This is a genomic window from Rhizobium sp. N324 (genome assembly GCF_001664485.1).
GTDB lineage: Bacteria > Pseudomonadota > Alphaproteobacteria > Rhizobiales > Rhizobiaceae > Rhizobium.
In genome coordinates this window covers 519,663-534,886 of record NZ_CP013630.1, presented here as the reverse complement: position 1 = coordinate 534,886, position 15,224 = coordinate 519,663, and the positions used below count along the sequence as shown (strand labels likewise).

The window sequence follows — 15,224 nt, the reverse complement described above, 5'->3', positions numbered from 1 at the left end:
GGGGACTTTCCATGCTGAAGAAACTCGCACTCGCCGTCTCGCTCTCCGCCTTCGCGGCGGGTGCGGCCCATGCCGCGGATGTCGTCGTCTCGTCGAAGATCGACACGGAGGGCACGCTGCTCGGCAATGTCATCGCACTTGCGCTCGAAGCCAACGGCATCAAGACGCAGGACCGCATCGCGCTCGGGGCCACGCCGGTCGTGCGCAAGGCGATCACTGCAGGTGAAATCGACATCTATCCCGAATATACCGGCAATGCCGGCTTCTTCTTCAACAAGGCCGATGACGCCGCCTGGAAGAATATCGACCAAGGTTATGAACTGGCGAAGAAGCTCGATTACGATGCCAACAAGATCGTCTGGCTGACGCCGTCGCCGGCTAACAACACCTGGGCGCTCGCCGTGCGCAACGACGTCGCCGAGCCGAACAAGCTGAAGAGCCTCACCGACTTCGGCAAGTGGGTTGCCGGCGGCGGCAGCGCCAAGCTTGCGGCGTCTTCCGAATTCGTCAATTCGGCCGGCGCGCTTCCCGCCTTCCAGACCACCTACGGTTTCCAGCTGAAGCCCGACCAGATGGTCGTGCTCTCCGGCGGCGACACGGCGGCGACGATCAAGGCGGCAGCAGACCAGACGAACGGCGTCAACACCGCCATGGTCTACGGCACGGACGGCGCGATCGAAGCGGCCGAACTGACGGTTCTCGAAGACGACAAGAACGTGCAGCAGGTCTATGCACCGACGCCGATCATCCGCGAAGAGGTGCTGAAGGCCAATCCGAAGATCGAGGAAGTGCTTTCGCCGATCTTCAAGAGCCTGACCGCCGACGAGTTGCGCAAGCTCAACGCCAAGATCCAGGTCGATGGCGAGCCGGCGAAATCCGTCGCAGAAGCCTATCTCAAGGAAAAAGGCTTCCTGAAATAATCATCGCTCGCTCCGCCCGACTGCGGGCGGAGCCTCCCTTTGCTGATAGGGTTGGCCGGACGGGACTGGTCAGACAGGGTTGATTTGATGGAAGAAACCTCAGCGGTCCGCAGGCTGGACCGGCTCGGCGTGGTTCTGGTGGCGGGCGGCATTGCGGCGACGGCATTGATGCCCTTCATCTACGTCAAGGCGAACCGCATTGCCGCCGGCAAGCCGATGCTGCTGACGCAGCTTCTTCCCCAGCCCTCCGTCGTCATCCTGACCGCGCTTCTCATTCTCACCGGCTTCGCCGCGCTGTTTCTCCGCAGCGCAATGGCGCGGCTCGTCATCGCCACAATCTGCCTCGCGGCGCTGGTCGTTGCGATCGGCCTCACCTCGACTGCGGCGACGCCGCCCGGCAGCACCGTGGCGCGCATGACGCCCGGCGGCGGTTTCTGGGTGCTGTTTGCGGTGATCGGGCTCGTCATCTCCGATGCGCTGGTGAAGATAAGGCTGGCGCCGTGGATGCGGGTCGCAGCGCTTGCGGCCTATACGGCGCTGCTCTTCATCTCGCTGTCTTCAGGCCTGCTCGACAGCCTGTCGATCATGAAGGAATTTTCGACGCGGGCGCCGCAGTTCGAGACCGAGGCACTCTCGCATCTGCTGCTCGCCTTCGGCTCGCTTGCCATTGCCATCATCCTCGGCCTGCCGCTCGGCATCCTCTGCTTCTGGGTGCCGAAGCTGCGGGCGATCGTGCTGCAGGGCTTGAGCCTGATCCAGACCATCCCGAGCCTGGCGCTCTTCGGCCTCTTGATGCTGCCGCTCGGTTATCTCGCCACCCATGTGCCGCTGGCATCAGCGATCGGCATTCGCGGCATCGGCACGGCGCCTGCCTTGATCGCACTTGTGCTCTATTCGCTGCTGCCGATCGTCGCCAATACCGTCGTCGGCCTGCAGGGCGTCGATCCTTCGGTGCGCGATGCGGCGGCCGGCATGGGGCTGACGCGCCGGCAGATCCTCACCGGCATCGACATGCCGCTCGCCTTTCCCGTCATCCTCACCGGCATCCGCATCGTGCTGGTGCAGGCGATCGGCATGGTGACGATCGCGGCGCTGATCGGCGGCGGCGGCTTCGGCATCTTCATCTTCCAGGGCCTCGGCCAGACGGCCATGGATCTCGTCCTGCTCGGCGCCGTGCCGACCGTCTTCTTCGCCTTTTCATCGGCCGTCATCCTCGATGCGGTCATCGACAGCATTCGGGGATCCGCCGCATGAGCATGATCGAGATCAGCAACGTCACCAAGCGCTATGGCGCCGCCACCGTCGTCGACAATGTCTCGATGCAGGTCGAAAAGGGTGAGATCACCGTCATCGTCGGCACGTCGGGCTCCGGCAAATCGACGCTGATGCGGATGATCAACCGGCTGGTGCCGATCACCGAGGGCCAGATCTTCGTCGGCGGGCAGAACGTCATGGACGTCGAGGTGACCGAGCTTCGCCGCCGGATCGGCTACGCCATCCAGGGGCACGGCCTTTTCCCGCACCGCACCGTGGCGCAGAATATCGCCACCGTGCCGCAGCTTCTCGATTGGGATTCCGCACGTATTTCCAGGCGCGTCGAGGAACTGCTCGGGCTGTTCAATCTCGATCCGGCAAACTTCGCCGACAAATATCCGCACCAACTGTCCGGCGGCCAGCAGCAGCGCGTCGGGGTCGCCCGGGCGCTGGCGGCAGAACCGGAACTGCTGTTGATGGACGAACCCTTCGGGGCGCTCGATCCCGTCATCCGCGGCAAAGCACAGGACGACCTGCTGGCGATCCAGAAACAGTTCGGCACCACCATCATTCTCGTCACCCACGACATGGACGAGGCCTTCCATCTCGGCAACCAGATCGCTGTGATGAGCGAGGGCCGGCTGCTGCAATGCTCGACCCCGGAAAAGATCCTCACCGAACCCGCCGATCCCTTCGTCCAGCAATTGACCGGCACCTCCGACCGGGCGCTGAAGCTGATGTCGCTGCTGCCGCTGAAGGAGAGCATGGAACCGGCCAAGAGCGGGCTTGCCTATGCCCTGCCGCAGTCGCTCAGCCTGCGCGACGCGCTCGCCGAAATGATCTGGCAGGGGGTCGACGAGGCGGCGGTGCAGGATGGCGAAAAGGCGCCGGTGGGATCGATTTCGGTGACGCGGCTGCTCGAACTGGGCCGCAAGGCATGAAACTCCTCGTCGCCAATCTCTTCCGCCTGGCGGCGCTCGCCCTGCTGTTGATCCTGCTGTTCAGGACCGAGTGGCTTTCCTTCCTGCTGACGCCGCTGACCAGCAACAATGCGCCGGCCGTCTATACGCAGAACAGCCTTGCCTCGCTCGCCGCCGGCCATCTGCAGCTCGTCATCGGATCGATCGTCTGCAGCGCCGTGCTCGCCGTGCTCGGCGGCATCTTCGTCACCCGCGAAAGCGGCGCGGATTTCCTGCCGCTGTCGCGGGCGATTGCCAATGCCGGGCAGACCTTTCCGCCGGTCGCGGTGCTGGCGCTCGCCGTGCCCGCCACCGGCTTCGGCGCCATGCCGACGCTGATCGCGCTGTTTCTCTACGGCCTGCTGCCGATCTTCGAAAACACCGTCGCCGGCCTCAAACAGGTGTCGCCGCAGGTGCTCGATGCCGCCGACGGCATGGGCATGAGTGCCACGCAGCGGCTGTTGCGCGTCGAACTGCCGCTCGCCCTGCCGCTGATCCTCGAAGGACTGAAGGTCGCCACCGTCATCAATATCGGCACGGCGACGATCGGCTCGACGGTGGCGGCAAAGGGCCTCGGCGAGGTGATCATCGCCGGGCTGATTTCCGACAATACCGCCTTCATCCTGCAGGGCGGGCTGATCGTCGGCCTGATGGCGGTGCTGATCTATGATGCCATGGGCCTTGTCGAAGCGGCGATCACCCGAAGAATCGGCTTGCGCCCGGCGTGAAAGGACCGCTACCAAGACTGCTGTGACCGAAAGAATGGGAGGCAGAATTGGCAAAGATGATCCACTCGATGATCCGCGTTCTCGACGAGGCGCGCTCGGTCGCATTCTACAGCAAGGCCTTCGGCCTTTCGGTCGCCGACCGCGTCGATTTCGAAACCTTCACGCTGATCTATCTCAGCAATGCAGAGACCGGCTTCGAACTGGAGCTGACGGTCAACAAGGGCCGGAGCGAACCCTACGATCTGGGCAATGCCTACGGCCATCTCGCCGTCTCCGTCGAGGAGGTGACCGTCGAGCGTGAACGGCTGTCGAAGCTGGGGCTGAAGCCGGGTCAGCTGGTGGAACTCAACCGCGACGGCAAACTCTTCGGCCTGTTCTTCTTCGTCACCGATCCCGACGGCTACAAGATCGAAGTGCTGCAGCGTCACGGCCGGTTTCTCTAGGAATATTTGATGATCGAAAAGACCGAGCTCAATTCCGGCTGGACGCTTCACTGCAACGATACAGGAAGACCGGGCCTGCCTGATACGATCCCCGCGACGGTGCCGGGCTGCGTGCACCTCGACCTTCTCGCCAGCCGGCTGATCCCCGATCCCTATATCGACGTCAACGAGATCACCAACGACTGGATCGGCAAGACCGACTGGACCTATCGCTGCACGTTCGAGGCCGTGCCTGATGATGGCAGGGTGCAGGAACTCGTCTTCGACGGGCTCGATACGGTCGCAGTGATTGCGCTGAACGGCGAAGAGGTCGGCCGCAGCTTCAACATGCATCGCACCTATCGTTTCGATGTTTCCGGGCTTCTGAAAACAGGCGCCAACGAACTCACCGTCAGCTTCCGCTCCGCCTACGCCTATGGCGCGGAGATGGAAAAACACTACGGCTACCGGCCCAACAATTATCCGGGACCGGGCAATCTGATGCGCAAGATGGCCTGCAACTTCGGCTGGGACTGGGGGCCGACGCTGGTGACGGCGGGCCTGTGGAAACCGGTCAGGCTGGAAAGCTGGGATCGGGCGCGGCTTGCCGAGACAAGGGTTTCGGCAACGCTTGCCGGTGGCGACGGGCTGGTGAAGATCCATGCGAAGGTGGCGCGTCATGGCGAGGTGAAGCCGTGCCGGCTGGTCGCGACGCTCGGCGGCGTGACGACGACGGTTGCGATCGGCGCCGGAGAAGACATAGCCGCCTTCGAGCTTCGCCTGCCCTCGCCAAAACTCTGGTGGCCGCATCATCTCGGCGCCCAGCCGCTCTATCCCCTGACGCTCGAACTGATCGACGATGCCGGCGGCGATCCGCTCGACACCTATCAGCGGGAACTCGGTTTCCGTTCGCTGAGGCTCGACACCGCAGCTGACGCGCATGGCTCGGCCTTCACCTTCGTCATCAACGACGTGCCGCTGTTCATCGCCGGCGCGAACTGGATTCCCGACGATTGTTTCCCCTCGCGGGTGACGGCCGAGCGCTACGCCGCGCGGATCGAGGAGGCGAAGGCCGCCAATATCCACATGCTGCGCGTCTGGGGCGGCGGTATCTTCGAGCGCGACGAATTCTACGAGGCCTGCGACCGCATGGGCATGCTGGTCTGGCAGGATTTCCTCTTTGCCTGCGCCGCCTATCCCGAGGAGGAGCCGCTGAAGAGTGAGGTCGAGGCCGAAGTGCGCGACAACGTCGTGCGGCTGATGCCGCATGCCTCGCTGGTTCTCTGGAACGGCAACAACGAAAACATCTGGGGCTTCGACGAATGGGGCTGGCGGCCGATCATCAAGGCCGGCGAGACGTGGGGGCTCGGCTATTATCTCGACCTGCTGCCGCGGCTCTGTGCCGAGCTCGATCCCGACCGGCCCTATTATCCGGGCAGCCCCTATTCCGGTTCGATGGAGATCGAGGCCAATGCCGACGCCCATGGCTGCAAACATATCTGGGACGTGTGGAACGATGTCGGTTACGAGGTCTACCGCGACCATATCCCGCGCTTCTGCTCCGAATTCGGCTGGCAGGCGCCGGCCGCCTGGGCGACGATCGAAGAAAGCGTGCATGACGCGCCGCTGACGCCGCAATCGAACGGCGTCTTCCATCATCAGAAGGCGACGCAGGGTAATGACAAGCTGATCCGCGGTCTCGCCGGCCATCTGCCGGAGCCGAAGACGATGGACGACTGGCACTTCGCCACCCAGCTCAACCAGGCCCGCGCCATCCGCTTCGCCGTCGAGCACATGCGCTCGCACCGTGATATCTGCAAGGGTGCGGTGGTCTGGCAGTTCAACGATTGCTGGCCGGTGACCTCGTGGGCGGCGCTTGATTCGGCCGGGCGCCGCAAGCCGCTCTGGTATGCGCTGAAGGCCGCCTATGATCCCCGCCTGCTGACGATCCAGCCGCGCGACGGCGGACTGGCAGCAGTGGCGGTCAATGAACGCACATTGTTCTGGCGGGCGAAGATCGCCGGCAAACGCCTGAGGCTCGACGGCACGGTGCTGGCCGAATTCGAATTTTGGCGCCTGCTCTGCGACCGCTTCGAGGCCAAGGAATTTCCGCTGCCCGAGGATATTGTTAGACCCGGCTTACCGAAGGAGGAGGTCATCGTCGTCGAGATGCTCGACCGGCGGGCTTTTCATTATTTCCTCGAGGATATCGAGCTTGCCTTATCGGTGCCGCGGCTGGCGGTCGATGTCACCGGGATCGATGGCGGGTTTGCAGTCAAGGTGACGGCTGAGAATTTCCTCAAGGATCTCTGCCTGATGGCGGATCGGCTGGATCCGGATGCGGTGGTCGATACGATGCTGGTGACGCTGCTGCCGGGCGAGAGCCATGTGTTTGCGGTGGCGACGGCGAAGGTGATTTCGGCCAATGACATTGTCGTCGGTACCGTGCTGCGGTCGGCCAATGATCTGGTTGCAGGGCGGTGAAAAGCCCCTCATCCGCCTGCCGGCACCTTCTCCCCGCACGCGGGGCGAAGGGGGCGTGCCGCGACCTCTCCGTTCCTTACCAACGTCTCGCAGGGCACGTCCCCTCTCCCCGTTTTTACGGGGAGAGGGTTAGGGTGAGGGGCAACCAACAGCACACCAAAAAGGCCCCGCACCGCACGGGGCCTTCCAGCTCAGCCTAGCGGACGAGGTTACATCCAGTAGGGCGGCACGCCGTAATAGTCATAAACTCGGCGGCCATTATCGTTGTACCAGCTGTCGTCATCGTCCGCGTAGCTCGGGGCGCCTTCGATCTGTTCCTTGGTCAGGTCGATGCGATAGCCGTCGAGCTGTGTGTCGTAGTTCAGCTTTTCCCACGGCAGCGGATAGTGGTCGTGACCGATGCCCAGGAAGCCGCCGAAGCTCAGCACGGCATAGGCGACGCGGCCGTCGAGCTTGCCGATGATCAGGCGCTCGATCGAGCCGATATGCCTGCCATCGGCGCCATAAACCCGGGTGCCTTCGACGCGGTCGCTGGCGATCAGCGAATGTGTGCCCTTGGCATTCGGGTCGCGGCTGGTGGCGTCGGTATCCTGATTCAGCATTGTGCATCTCCTTTTGGTTTTTTCGGATAGGGTATGGAAGATCAACGTCATGGCGGACTCAAAGTTCCCCCTCCCCGGCATCAACGCGCCGTCGGCGAATGTTGACGTTTACGTCAAGGTTAGTATAGCTTCAATTCGGCTTGAACCGTTCGAGCAATGGCATAAGCTGCCGGACTGAAGATGGAGGATCTTTCGGTCGATCTGCCGACCGATCGTCGGCGCGGCGGCCGCAAGGGAGAGAGACACGATGAACAGCATTTCCGTCCATCCGAACGGGGCCAAGCCTGAAAAACCCTGGCTTGCCGCCTATCCGGAGATGGTCCCGGCCGAGCTTCCGCCGCTGGAACATGCCTCGCTGGCGGAACTGCTCGAAAAATCCTGCGCCCGTTACGCCGACCGGACCGCCTTTGCCAGCATGGGCAAGGCGATGAGCTATCGCGAACTGGAGAGCCAGACGCGCAAGGTCGCAGCCTGGCTGCAGAGCACCGGCCTGGAGAAAGGCGACCGCGTCGCGGTGATGATGCCGAACGTCTTGCAGAACCCGGTCGCGGCCTATGCCATCCTCAGGGCCGGCTTCGTCGTCGTCAACGTCAACCCGCTCTATACGCCGCGCGAGCTCGAACACCAGCTGCGCGATTCCGGCGCCAAGGCGATCTTCGTGCTGGAGAATTTCGCCCGCACGGTGGAGCAGGTTCTGAACAAGACCGACCTTCGCCATGTCGTGGTCACCTCGCTCGGCGAAATGCTGGGGCTGAAGGGGCTGATTGTCAATTTCGCCGTGCGCAAGGTGAAGAAACTCGTCCCCTCCTGGTCGATCCCGCAGCACAAAAGCTTCGGCCAGGTGCTGCGCGAGGGAGCGAAAAAAACGCTGCAGCCGGTCACGCTTGCCGGCAGCGATATCGCCTTCCTGCAATATACCGGCGGCACGACCGGCGTTGCCAAGGGCGCGGTGCTGACGCATGCAAATCTGCTTGCCAACAAGCTGCAGCTGTCGCTCTGGCTGCGCTCGGCCTTCGAGCGCAAGAAACAGCCCGAGGTGCTGAATTTCCTCTGCGCTTTGCCGCTCTACCACATCTTCGCGCTGACGGTGAATTCGCTGATGGGCATGTCGCTCGGCGCCCGCAACATCCTGATCGCCAATCCGCGCGACATTCCCGGCCTCGTCAAGGAATTCGGCAAGTCCGATGTGCACATCTTCCCCGGGCTCAACACGCTGTTCAATGCGCTGATGAACAATGCCGATTTTGCCAAGCTCGACTTTTCCCCGCTGATCATGTCGCTCGGCGGCGGCATGGCCGTGCAGCGCCCGGTCGCCGAACGCTGGCTGAAGATGACGGGCACGGCGATAACGGAGGGCTACGGCCTTTCCGAGACAGCGCCCGTCGCCACCGCCAACCGGTTCGATTCGCCCGAATTCACCGGCTCGATCGGCCTGCCGATGCCCTCCACCGATCTCGATATCCGCGACGAGGACGGAAAATCGCTGCCGCTTGGTGATGTCGGCGAGATCTGCATCCGCGGGCCGCAGGTGATGGCCGGCTATTGGCAGAAGCCGGAGGAGACGGCGCGGGTGATGACCGACGACGGCTATTTCCGCTCGGGCGACATGGGTTTCATGGATGCACGCGGTTATACCAAGATCGTCGACCGCAAGAAGGACATGATCCTGGTTTCCGGCTTCAACGTCTATCCGAACGAGATCGAAGAGGTCGCCGCCATGCATGCCGGCATTCTCGAAGCGGCGGCGATCGGCGTGCCGGACGGGCATTCGGGCGAGGCGGTCAAACTCTTCGTCGTCAGGAAGGATCCGAACCTGACGGAGGCCGAGGTGAAAGCCCATTGCATCGCCAATCTCACCAATTACAAACGCCCGCGCTTCATCGAATTCCGCACCGAGCTGCCGAAGTCGCCGGTTGGCAAGATCCTGCGCAAGGATCTGCGCGGCTGAATTTGACGAATTCAAAGTGTTACAGCGTCTTTGCGCGTCTTTCAGACGCATGGCGCTGTAATGAAATTAACAGCCATCCGCTTCCTGCAGATGGCTCAGGCTGCGGACAAACCACTGCAAAACCCGCGACGTCATCCTCGGTCTTGTGCCGAGGATCTACGCCGGCCTCATTAGGCCTCTGAAAATAAATGTTTTCCTGTCAAACAATGATCGTGGTCAGATGCTCGGCACAAGGCCAAGCATGACGGAGGAGACTTTGTCAGCAAACTGAGCCATCCGCTTGCCGCGGGTGGCTTTTTTCATATTGGAGCGGCGGCTGAACTTGATTTGGGCCTGAGAAAGCGAATAGTTTCCGCAACCCTTTCCGCCTCCAAAGGAGCCTCCCATGAACGCCATCGTTGAACAGCTGAAAAGCACTGCCGCCGCCACCAAGGCGACCGATATCCGGGCGGCCTTCGCCGCCGATTCCGAGCGTTTTTCGCGTTTCTCCGTCGCGCTCGACGACCTGCTGATGGATTTTTCCAAGACGGCGGTGAATGACGATATCCTCAAGCTGCTGGTCAAGCTCGCGCAAGACGGCGGCGTCGAGAAGAAGCGCGAGGAGATGTTCTCCGGCAAGGCGATCAATTTCACCGAGGACCGCGCCGTGCTGCACACCGCACTGCGCAACCGCTCCAACACGCCGGTTCTGGTCGACGGCAAGGACGTCATGCCGGATGTCAACGCGGTGCTGGCTGCCATGGGCAAGTTTGCCGACGAGATCCGCTCCGGCGCACTGAAGGGCGCATCCGGCAAAGCGATCACCGACGTCGTCAATATCGGCATTGGCGGCTCGGATCTCGGCCCTGTCATGGCGACGCTGGCGCTCGCGCCCTTCCATGACGGCCCGCGTGCCCATTTCGTTTCTAACATCGACGGCGCCCATATCGCCGATATCCTCAAGCTGGTTCAGCCCGAGACAACGCTGTTCATCGTCGCCTCGAAGACCTTCACCACCGTGGAAACGATGACCAATGCGCAGACGGCGCGCAAATTCATCGCCAAGGCGCTCGGCGAAGCGGCCGTGCAGCACCATTTTGCCGCCGTCTCGACGGCGCTCGACAAGGTTGCCGCCTTCGGCATCGACAGCGCCCGCGTCTTCGGCTTCTGGGATTGGGTCGGCGGCCGCTACTCGATCTGGTCGGCGATCGGCCTGCCGCTGATGATCGCCGTCGGGCCGGAGAATTTCAGCAAGTTCCTCGACGGCGCCCATGCCGTCGACAATCATTTCCGTCAGGCGCCGATTGCCGAAAACCTGCCGATGCTGCTCGGCCTGATCGGCTTCTACCACCGCAATGTGCTCGGTTATCCCACCCGCGCCATCCTGCCCTATGACCAGCGCCTGTCGCGTTTCCCGGCCTATCTGCAGCAGCTCGACATGGAATCGAACGGCAAGGGCGTCACCATCGACGGCACACCGGTCGAGGGCAATTCCGGCCCTGTCGTCTGGGGCGAGCCCGGCACCAACGGCCAGCACGCCTTCTACCAGCTGATCCATCAGGGCACGAGCATCATCCCGGCCGAGTTCATGATCGCCGCCAATGCCTTCGAGCCGGAGTTGCGCCATCAGCACCAGCTGCTGATCTCCAACGTTCTTGCCCAGTCGGAAGCGCTGATGAAGGGCCGCAGCTTCGAAGAAGCCAAGAAGCAGCTGACCGATAAGGGCATGGACGACAAAAAGGCCGATTTCATCGCCCCGCACCGCGTCTTCACCGGCAACCGGCCGTCGATCACCTTCGTTTACGACAAGCTCACCCCTTACGCACTCGGCCGCCTCATCGCGCTCTACGAACACCGCGTCTTCGTCGAAGGCGTGCTCTTCCGCATCAACTCCTTCGACCAGTGGGGCGTCGAGCTCGGCAAAGAACTGGCGACGGGCCTGCTGCCGGTTGTCGAAGGCAAGGAGAGCGCGGCAGGCCACGATTCCTCGACGCAAGGCCTGGTTGCGGCGCTGTCGAAGCTGGCGAATTAAGCGCTTGAGATTGCCCCTCACCCTAACCCTCTCCCCGTTCTGACGGGGAGAGGGGACGTGCCATGCGAGAGGTGAGTGGGGAACGGAGAGGTTGCGGCATTGTCCCTTCGCCCCGTTTACGGGGAGAAGGTGGCGGCAGCCGGATGAGGGGCGAAGCGGGCTCCAGCCTTACAAACCAAGCTCATGCACCAGAGCGGATTGGCGCCAACATGGTCATTGCGGCCCGCAAATGATGAACTGAAAGCGGCCGGCCTGCGTGTATTCCTGGCGATAGGCCCTGCGGCACGAACCGGATTGAACGTTCTTCTAATGGAAAATTTTAGAAAGAATTCTTTCAATCTGATGGAATCGCCCTAGATTTAAGCAAATTCTGTGCGGAAATTCTCCGTTGTCCCCGTTGGCATCTGTACCGGGCCGCTCGCGTCCGGGTCGGCTCTGTCGATGTCGGCGCCTTCACCGTATGGTCCCTGCCCAAGTTCAGGAGATGCCTCAAGACGCCCGTCACACAGCGTTTTCATGTCCCATCTTCACAAAAGGAACCCCATGAGCCGTCTTATCGTCGTTTCCAACCGTGTTCCCGTGCCGAACAAAGATGGCGGTGCGGCCGCCGGCGGCCTCGCCGTCGCTCTGCAGGCAGCCCTGCAGGAGCGCGGCGGCATCTGGATGGGATGGTCGGGAGAATCGAGCGGCGACAGGGAACCGGGCGCGCTGTCGCAGTTGCAGAAGGGCAATATCACCTATGCCCTGACCGACCTCACCGACACCGACGTCGAGGAATATTATCGCGGCTTTGCAAACCGCGTTCTCTGGCCGATTTGCCACTACCGCCTGGATCTCGCCGAATATGGCCGCAAGGAAATGGCCGGTTATTTCCGCGTCAACCGCTTCTTTGCGCACCGGCTGGCGCCGTTGATCGAGCCTGATGATATTATCTGGGTTCACGACTACCACCTCATCCCGCTGGCCGCCGAACTGCGCCAGATGGGACTGAAGAACCGCATCGGCTTCTTTCTGCACATTCCCTGGCCGCCGGCCGACATTCTCGTCACCATGCCGGTGCACGAGGAGATCATGCGGGGGCTGTCGCATTACGATCTCGTCGGCTTCCAGACGGACTACGATCTGCAGAACTTCGCCGGCTATCTCAGACGGGAGGGCATTGGCGACGACCTGGGCAACGGATTGTTCGATTCCCACGGGCGGATCTTCAAGGCCGGCGCCTATCCGATCGGCATCGAAACCGCCGCCTTTGCCGAATTCGCCGAAAGGGCGGCAGAGAACGTCATGGTCCAGAAGACCCGGCGCAGCATCGAAGGCCGCGATATGATCATCGGCGTCGACCGGCTCGATTATTCGAAGGGCATCATCGAGCGGCTGGAAGCCTTCGAGCGCTTCATCACCGGCAATCCGGCCTACCAGAACAAGGTGACCTTTCTGCAGGTCACGCCGAAATCGCGTTCCGAAGTGCCCGAATACGAGCAGATGCAGAAGATGGTCGCCGAACAGGCCGGCCGCGTCAACGGCGCCATCGGAACGGTCGACTGGGTGCCGATCCGCTATGTCAACCGATCGATCAGCCGCAACGTGCTCGCCGGGCTTTTCCGGCTGGCGACGATCGGGCTGGTCACGCCGTTGCGCGACGGCATGAACCTGGTCGCCAAGGAGTATGTCGCCGCCCAGGATCCGGATCAGCCGGGTGTCCTGGTGCTGTCACGCTTTGCCGGCGCCGCACGCGAGTTGAAGGGCGCGCTGCTGGTCAACCCCTACGATGTCGAAGGCACGGCCAATGCCGTCGCCAGGGGCCTTGCCATGTCCCTCGAGGAACGCCGCGACCGCTGGAGCATGATGATGGAGCATCTGCTCTCGCACGACGTCTCGTTGTGGTGCAAAGATTTCCTGCGGGACCTGATGGCTGCTCCGGAGCTCCAATCGGAGCATGGCTCCCGGACAGTCTCCTGATCGATCGGCGACCACCCGTCATCGCTGGAAACGAAGTCAAATCACAAAATGCCCCTCACCCTAACCCTCTCCCCGTCAAAACGGGGAGAGGGGACGTGCCCTGCGAGGCGTTGATGGGGACCGAGAGGTTACCGCAGATCCCCTTCGCCCCGCGCGCGGGGAGAAGGTGCCGGCAGGCGGATGAGGGGCAGGCCGGGAACTCGCGGCTGGAGCCGACGCTGGCTTAAGCCTTAAAGCCCGATCTCATGCGCCCAGGGCGGATTGGCGCCGGCGCGGGAGACGGTGACGGCGGCGGCCTTGGCGCCCAGCGCCAAGGCATTGCGCAACGCCTTTTCGTCGAGCGAGGCGACCTGGGCTTTGGTCAGCAGGCCATCCATCTTCAGCGAGGCCAGCACGCCGGCATCGAAGGTGTCTCCGGCGCCGACCGTGTCGACGACGGCGACGCGTTCGCTGGGCACCGTCACCTTGCGCTCCTTGGTATAGCCGGATGCACCTTCGGCACCCTTGGTGATGACGACGAGCTTGGCGCCGTGGGCGAGCCAATGGGCGGCGAGCGTATCGTGGTCGCCGGTGAGACCGAACCAGTCGAGGTCCTCGTCGGAGAATTTGACGATGTCGGCTTTGGCCGCCATGCGCTTGATGCGGGCCATATGCGCCGGCTTGTCCTTGATGAAGCCGGGGCGGATGTTCGGGTCGAGCGAGATGACGCGTTTGCCGGCCTCGCGGTCGAGCAGCGCTTCATAAGTCTCGCCGCAGGGGCTGGGGATCAGGCTGATCGCGCCGAAATGCAGCGCTTCGCAATCGTCGCCGAGGGTCGGCAGGTCGGCCGTGGTGATCATGCGGCCGGCCGTGCCCTCATCGTAGAAAGCATAGGTCGCCTGGCCGTTGACGAGTTTGACGAAGGCGATCGTCGATGGGCGCTGCGTGATGGCGCAGGGGCTGTAATCGACATTGGCGGCCTTCAGCGTCGCAAGCAGGATTTCGCCCATCATGTCGTCGGCAATGCCGGTGAAGAAGGCGGTGGGGATGCCGAGGCGGCCGAGCGCGATGGCGGTGTTGAAGATCGCACCGCCGGCGTAGGGAGCAAAGCCCTTTTCACCGAGGGTCGTGTCCCTCGGCAGCATGTCGATCAGGGCTTCGCCGCAGCACAAAATCATCATATTCCTCCCAACAGCATCGATAGGTTCATCAACCGATTAAGCGAGCTTTTGTCAACTGGCTAGAGCGAAAGCTCACTGACGCCGCCATTCCGTCCCGACCAGGCGAGCGGCGCATCGAGGAAGGCCTCGACCTCCTCAAGCGTCTTGTCGTCGAACAGTTTCTGCGCTTTGGCGACTCCAAGCATATTACGCCAGGTGGCGATGTGATGCAGCCTGACCTTGCCGTCGGTAAAGCGCTGCTGGCCGAAAATGTCGTAGAAAAACAGCGCGATGCCGTGATCGACGATGCCGCCGGCGGCGCGCACCGCATCGATGAATTTGAACATGCTGGTTCCGGCCGTCGTCAGGTCCTCGATGACCAGCACCCGCGAGCCTTCCGGCATATTGCCTTCGATCTGGGCATTGCGGCCATGGCCCTTCGGCTGCTTGCGGACATAGATCATCGGCAGGCCGAGGCGGTCAGCGAGCAGGGCGGCGAAGGGAATGCCGGCGGTCTCGCCACCGGCGATGCAGTCGAACTGCTCGAAGCCGGCATCGCGCAGCAGGGTGCTGGCGGCGAAATCCATCACCGTCGAGCGGATGCGCGGGAAGGAAAGCAGCTTGCGGCAATCGATATAGACGGGGCTCGCCATGCCGGAGGCGAGCTTATAGGGCTGGGTCGCATTGAAATGCACGGCCTTGATCTCCCAGAGCATCTTGGCCACCAGTTCGGCCATGACGGCGCGGTCGGGAAATGTCGTCTGGATCATGCGGCTCTCCTTCAGCTTTGCGTCTCCG

At 62.6% G+C, this 15,224-nt stretch carries 13 protein-coding genes; 9 read left to right on the top strand and 4 right to left on the bottom strand.

Features of this window, described 5'->3' with window-relative positions:
• Positions 1 to 11: 11 nt before the first annotated feature.
• The 6 genes from osmF (at position 12) to AMK05_RS02600 (ending at position 6,767) form a co-directional block, all read left to right on the top strand.
• A complete protein-coding gene (osmF, locus tag AMK05_RS02625; protein WP_064836285.1) occupies positions 12 to 920 on the top strand; it encodes a glycine betaine ABC transporter substrate-binding protein OsmF in 909 nt (302 codons plus the stop codon).
• A gap of 87 nt (positions 921 to 1,007) precedes the next feature.
• Positions 1,008 to 2,174 (top strand): ABC transporter permease, encoded by a 1,167-nt coding sequence (locus AMK05_RS02620; protein ID WP_064836283.1) that lies wholly within the window; start codon positions 1,008 to 1,010, stop codon positions 2,172 to 2,174.
• Complete coding sequence (locus tag AMK05_RS02615) at positions 2,171 to 3,115, top strand: ABC transporter ATP-binding protein (RefSeq protein ID WP_064836281.1); 945 nt, start codon at positions 2,171 to 2,173, stop codon at positions 3,113 to 3,115. The genes AMK05_RS02620 and AMK05_RS02615 overlap by 4 nt, the downstream gene beginning before the upstream one ends.
• Positions 3,112 to 3,861: an ABC transporter permease gene (locus AMK05_RS02610; protein ID WP_064836279.1), complete on the top strand. Its 750-nt coding sequence runs from the start codon at positions 3,112 to 3,114 to the stop codon at positions 3,859 to 3,861. Before AMK05_RS02615 ends, AMK05_RS02610 begins: the two co-directional genes overlap by 4 nt.
• 47 nt (positions 3,862 to 3,908) lie before the next feature.
• A complete protein-coding gene (locus AMK05_RS02605; protein WP_064836277.1) occupies positions 3,909 to 4,304 on the top strand; it encodes a VOC family protein in 396 nt (131 codons plus the stop codon).
• Positions 4,305 to 4,313: 9 nt separating this feature from the next.
• Positions 4,314 to 6,767, top strand: a complete 2,454-nt coding sequence (locus tag AMK05_RS02600; protein WP_064836275.1) for a glycoside hydrolase family 2 protein — start codon at positions 4,314 to 4,316, stop codon at positions 6,765 to 6,767.
• Positions 6,768 to 6,976: 209 nt separating this feature from the next.
• Here AMK05_RS02600 and AMK05_RS02595 read toward each other — a convergent pair whose 3' ends face one another.
• The gene (locus AMK05_RS02595; protein ID WP_064836273.1) at positions 6,977 to 7,369 is read right to left on the bottom strand and encodes a PRC-barrel domain-containing protein; all 393 of its coding nucleotides are present in this window, start codon (positions 7,367 to 7,369) and stop codon (positions 6,977 to 6,979) included.
• A gap of 247 nt (positions 7,370 to 7,616) precedes the next feature.
• Between AMK05_RS02595 and AMK05_RS02590 the strand changes: the two genes are divergently transcribed.
• The gene (locus AMK05_RS02590; protein ID WP_064836271.1) at positions 7,617 to 9,317 is read left to right on the top strand and encodes a long-chain fatty acid--CoA ligase; all 1,701 of its coding nucleotides are present in this window, start codon (positions 7,617 to 7,619) and stop codon (positions 9,315 to 9,317) included.
• Positions 9,318 to 9,533: 216 nt separating this feature from the next.
• Here the strand turns inward: AMK05_RS02590 and AMK05_RS35070 are convergent, their stop codons facing one another.
• Positions 9,534 to 9,704 carry a hypothetical protein gene (locus AMK05_RS35070; protein ID WP_190237333.1) on the bottom strand — a complete coding sequence of 57 codons (171 nt, stop codon included), beginning with the start codon at positions 9,702 to 9,704 and terminating at the stop codon, positions 9,534 to 9,536.
• Between AMK05_RS35070 and pgi the strand changes: the two genes are divergently transcribed.
• Together pgi and otsA are read left to right on the top strand one after the other, a co-directional pair.
• The gene (pgi, locus tag AMK05_RS02585) at positions 9,703 to 11,328 is read left to right on the top strand and encodes a glucose-6-phosphate isomerase (protein ID WP_064836269.1); all 1,626 of its coding nucleotides are present in this window, start codon (positions 9,703 to 9,705) and stop codon (positions 11,326 to 11,328) included. The genes AMK05_RS35070 and pgi overlap by 2 nt on opposite strands.
• 543 nt (positions 11,329 to 11,871) lie before the next feature.
• Positions 11,872 to 13,287: an alpha,alpha-trehalose-phosphate synthase (UDP-forming) gene (gene otsA / locus AMK05_RS02580; RefSeq protein WP_064841242.1), complete on the top strand. Its 1,416-nt coding sequence runs from the start codon at positions 11,872 to 11,874 to the stop codon at positions 13,285 to 13,287.
• A gap of 230 nt (positions 13,288 to 13,517) precedes the next feature.
• On the opposite strand, the gene AMK05_RS02575 is transcribed toward otsA, so the two are convergent.
• Together AMK05_RS02575 and AMK05_RS02570 are read right to left on the bottom strand one after the other, a co-directional pair.
• Complete coding sequence (locus tag AMK05_RS02575) at positions 13,518 to 14,444, bottom strand: carbohydrate kinase family protein (RefSeq protein WP_064836267.1); 927 nt, start codon at positions 14,442 to 14,444, stop codon at positions 13,518 to 13,520.
• Positions 14,445 to 14,506: 62 nt separating this feature from the next.
• Positions 14,507 to 15,196 carry an orotate phosphoribosyltransferase gene (locus AMK05_RS02570; RefSeq protein WP_064836265.1) on the bottom strand — a complete coding sequence of 230 codons (690 nt, stop codon included), beginning with the start codon at positions 15,194 to 15,196 and terminating at the stop codon, positions 14,507 to 14,509.
• Positions 15,197 to 15,224: the final 28 nt, after the last annotated feature.

What these genes read in the sequence shown, in the direction of transcription:
- osmF (WP_064836285.1), top strand. Translation starts at nt 12, where the DNA reads ATGCTGAAGAAACTCGCACTCGCCGTCTCGCTCTCCGCCTTCGCGGCG.
- AMK05_RS02620 (WP_064836283.1), top strand. Translation starts at nt 1,008, where the DNA reads ATGGAAGAAACCTCAGCGGTCCGCAGGCTGGACCGGCTCGGCGTGGTT.
- AMK05_RS02615 (WP_064836281.1), top strand. Translation starts at nt 2,171, where the DNA reads ATGAGCATGATCGAGATCAGCAACGTCACCAAGCGCTATGGCGCCGCC.
- AMK05_RS02610 (WP_064836279.1), top strand. Translation starts at nt 3,112, where the DNA reads ATGAAACTCCTCGTCGCCAATCTCTTCCGCCTGGCGGCGCTCGCCCTG.
- AMK05_RS02600 (WP_064836275.1), top strand. Translation starts at nt 4,314, where the DNA reads ATGATCGAAAAGACCGAGCTCAATTCCGGCTGGACGCTTCACTGCAAC.
- AMK05_RS02595 (WP_064836273.1), bottom strand. Translation starts at nt 7,369, where the DNA reads ATGCTGAATCAGGATACCGACGCCACCAGCCGCGACCCGAATGCCAAG.
- AMK05_RS02590 (WP_064836271.1), top strand. Translation starts at nt 7,617, where the DNA reads ATGAACAGCATTTCCGTCCATCCGAACGGGGCCAAGCCTGAAAAACCC.
- pgi (WP_064836269.1), top strand. Translation starts at nt 9,703, where the DNA reads ATGAACGCCATCGTTGAACAGCTGAAAAGCACTGCCGCCGCCACCAAG.
- AMK05_RS35070 (WP_190237333.1), bottom strand. Translation starts at nt 9,704, where the DNA reads ATGGGAGGCTCCTTTGGAGGCGGAAAGGGTTGCGGAAACTATTCGCTT.
- otsA (WP_064841242.1), top strand. Translation starts at nt 11,872, where the DNA reads ATGAGCCGTCTTATCGTCGTTTCCAACCGTGTTCCCGTGCCGAACAAA.
- AMK05_RS02575 (WP_064836267.1), bottom strand. Translation starts at nt 14,444, where the DNA reads ATGATTTTGTGCTGCGGCGAAGCCCTGATCGACATGCTGCCGAGGGAC.
- AMK05_RS02570 (WP_064836265.1), bottom strand. Translation starts at nt 15,196, where the DNA reads ATGATCCAGACGACATTTCCCGACCGCGCCGTCATGGCCGAACTGGTG.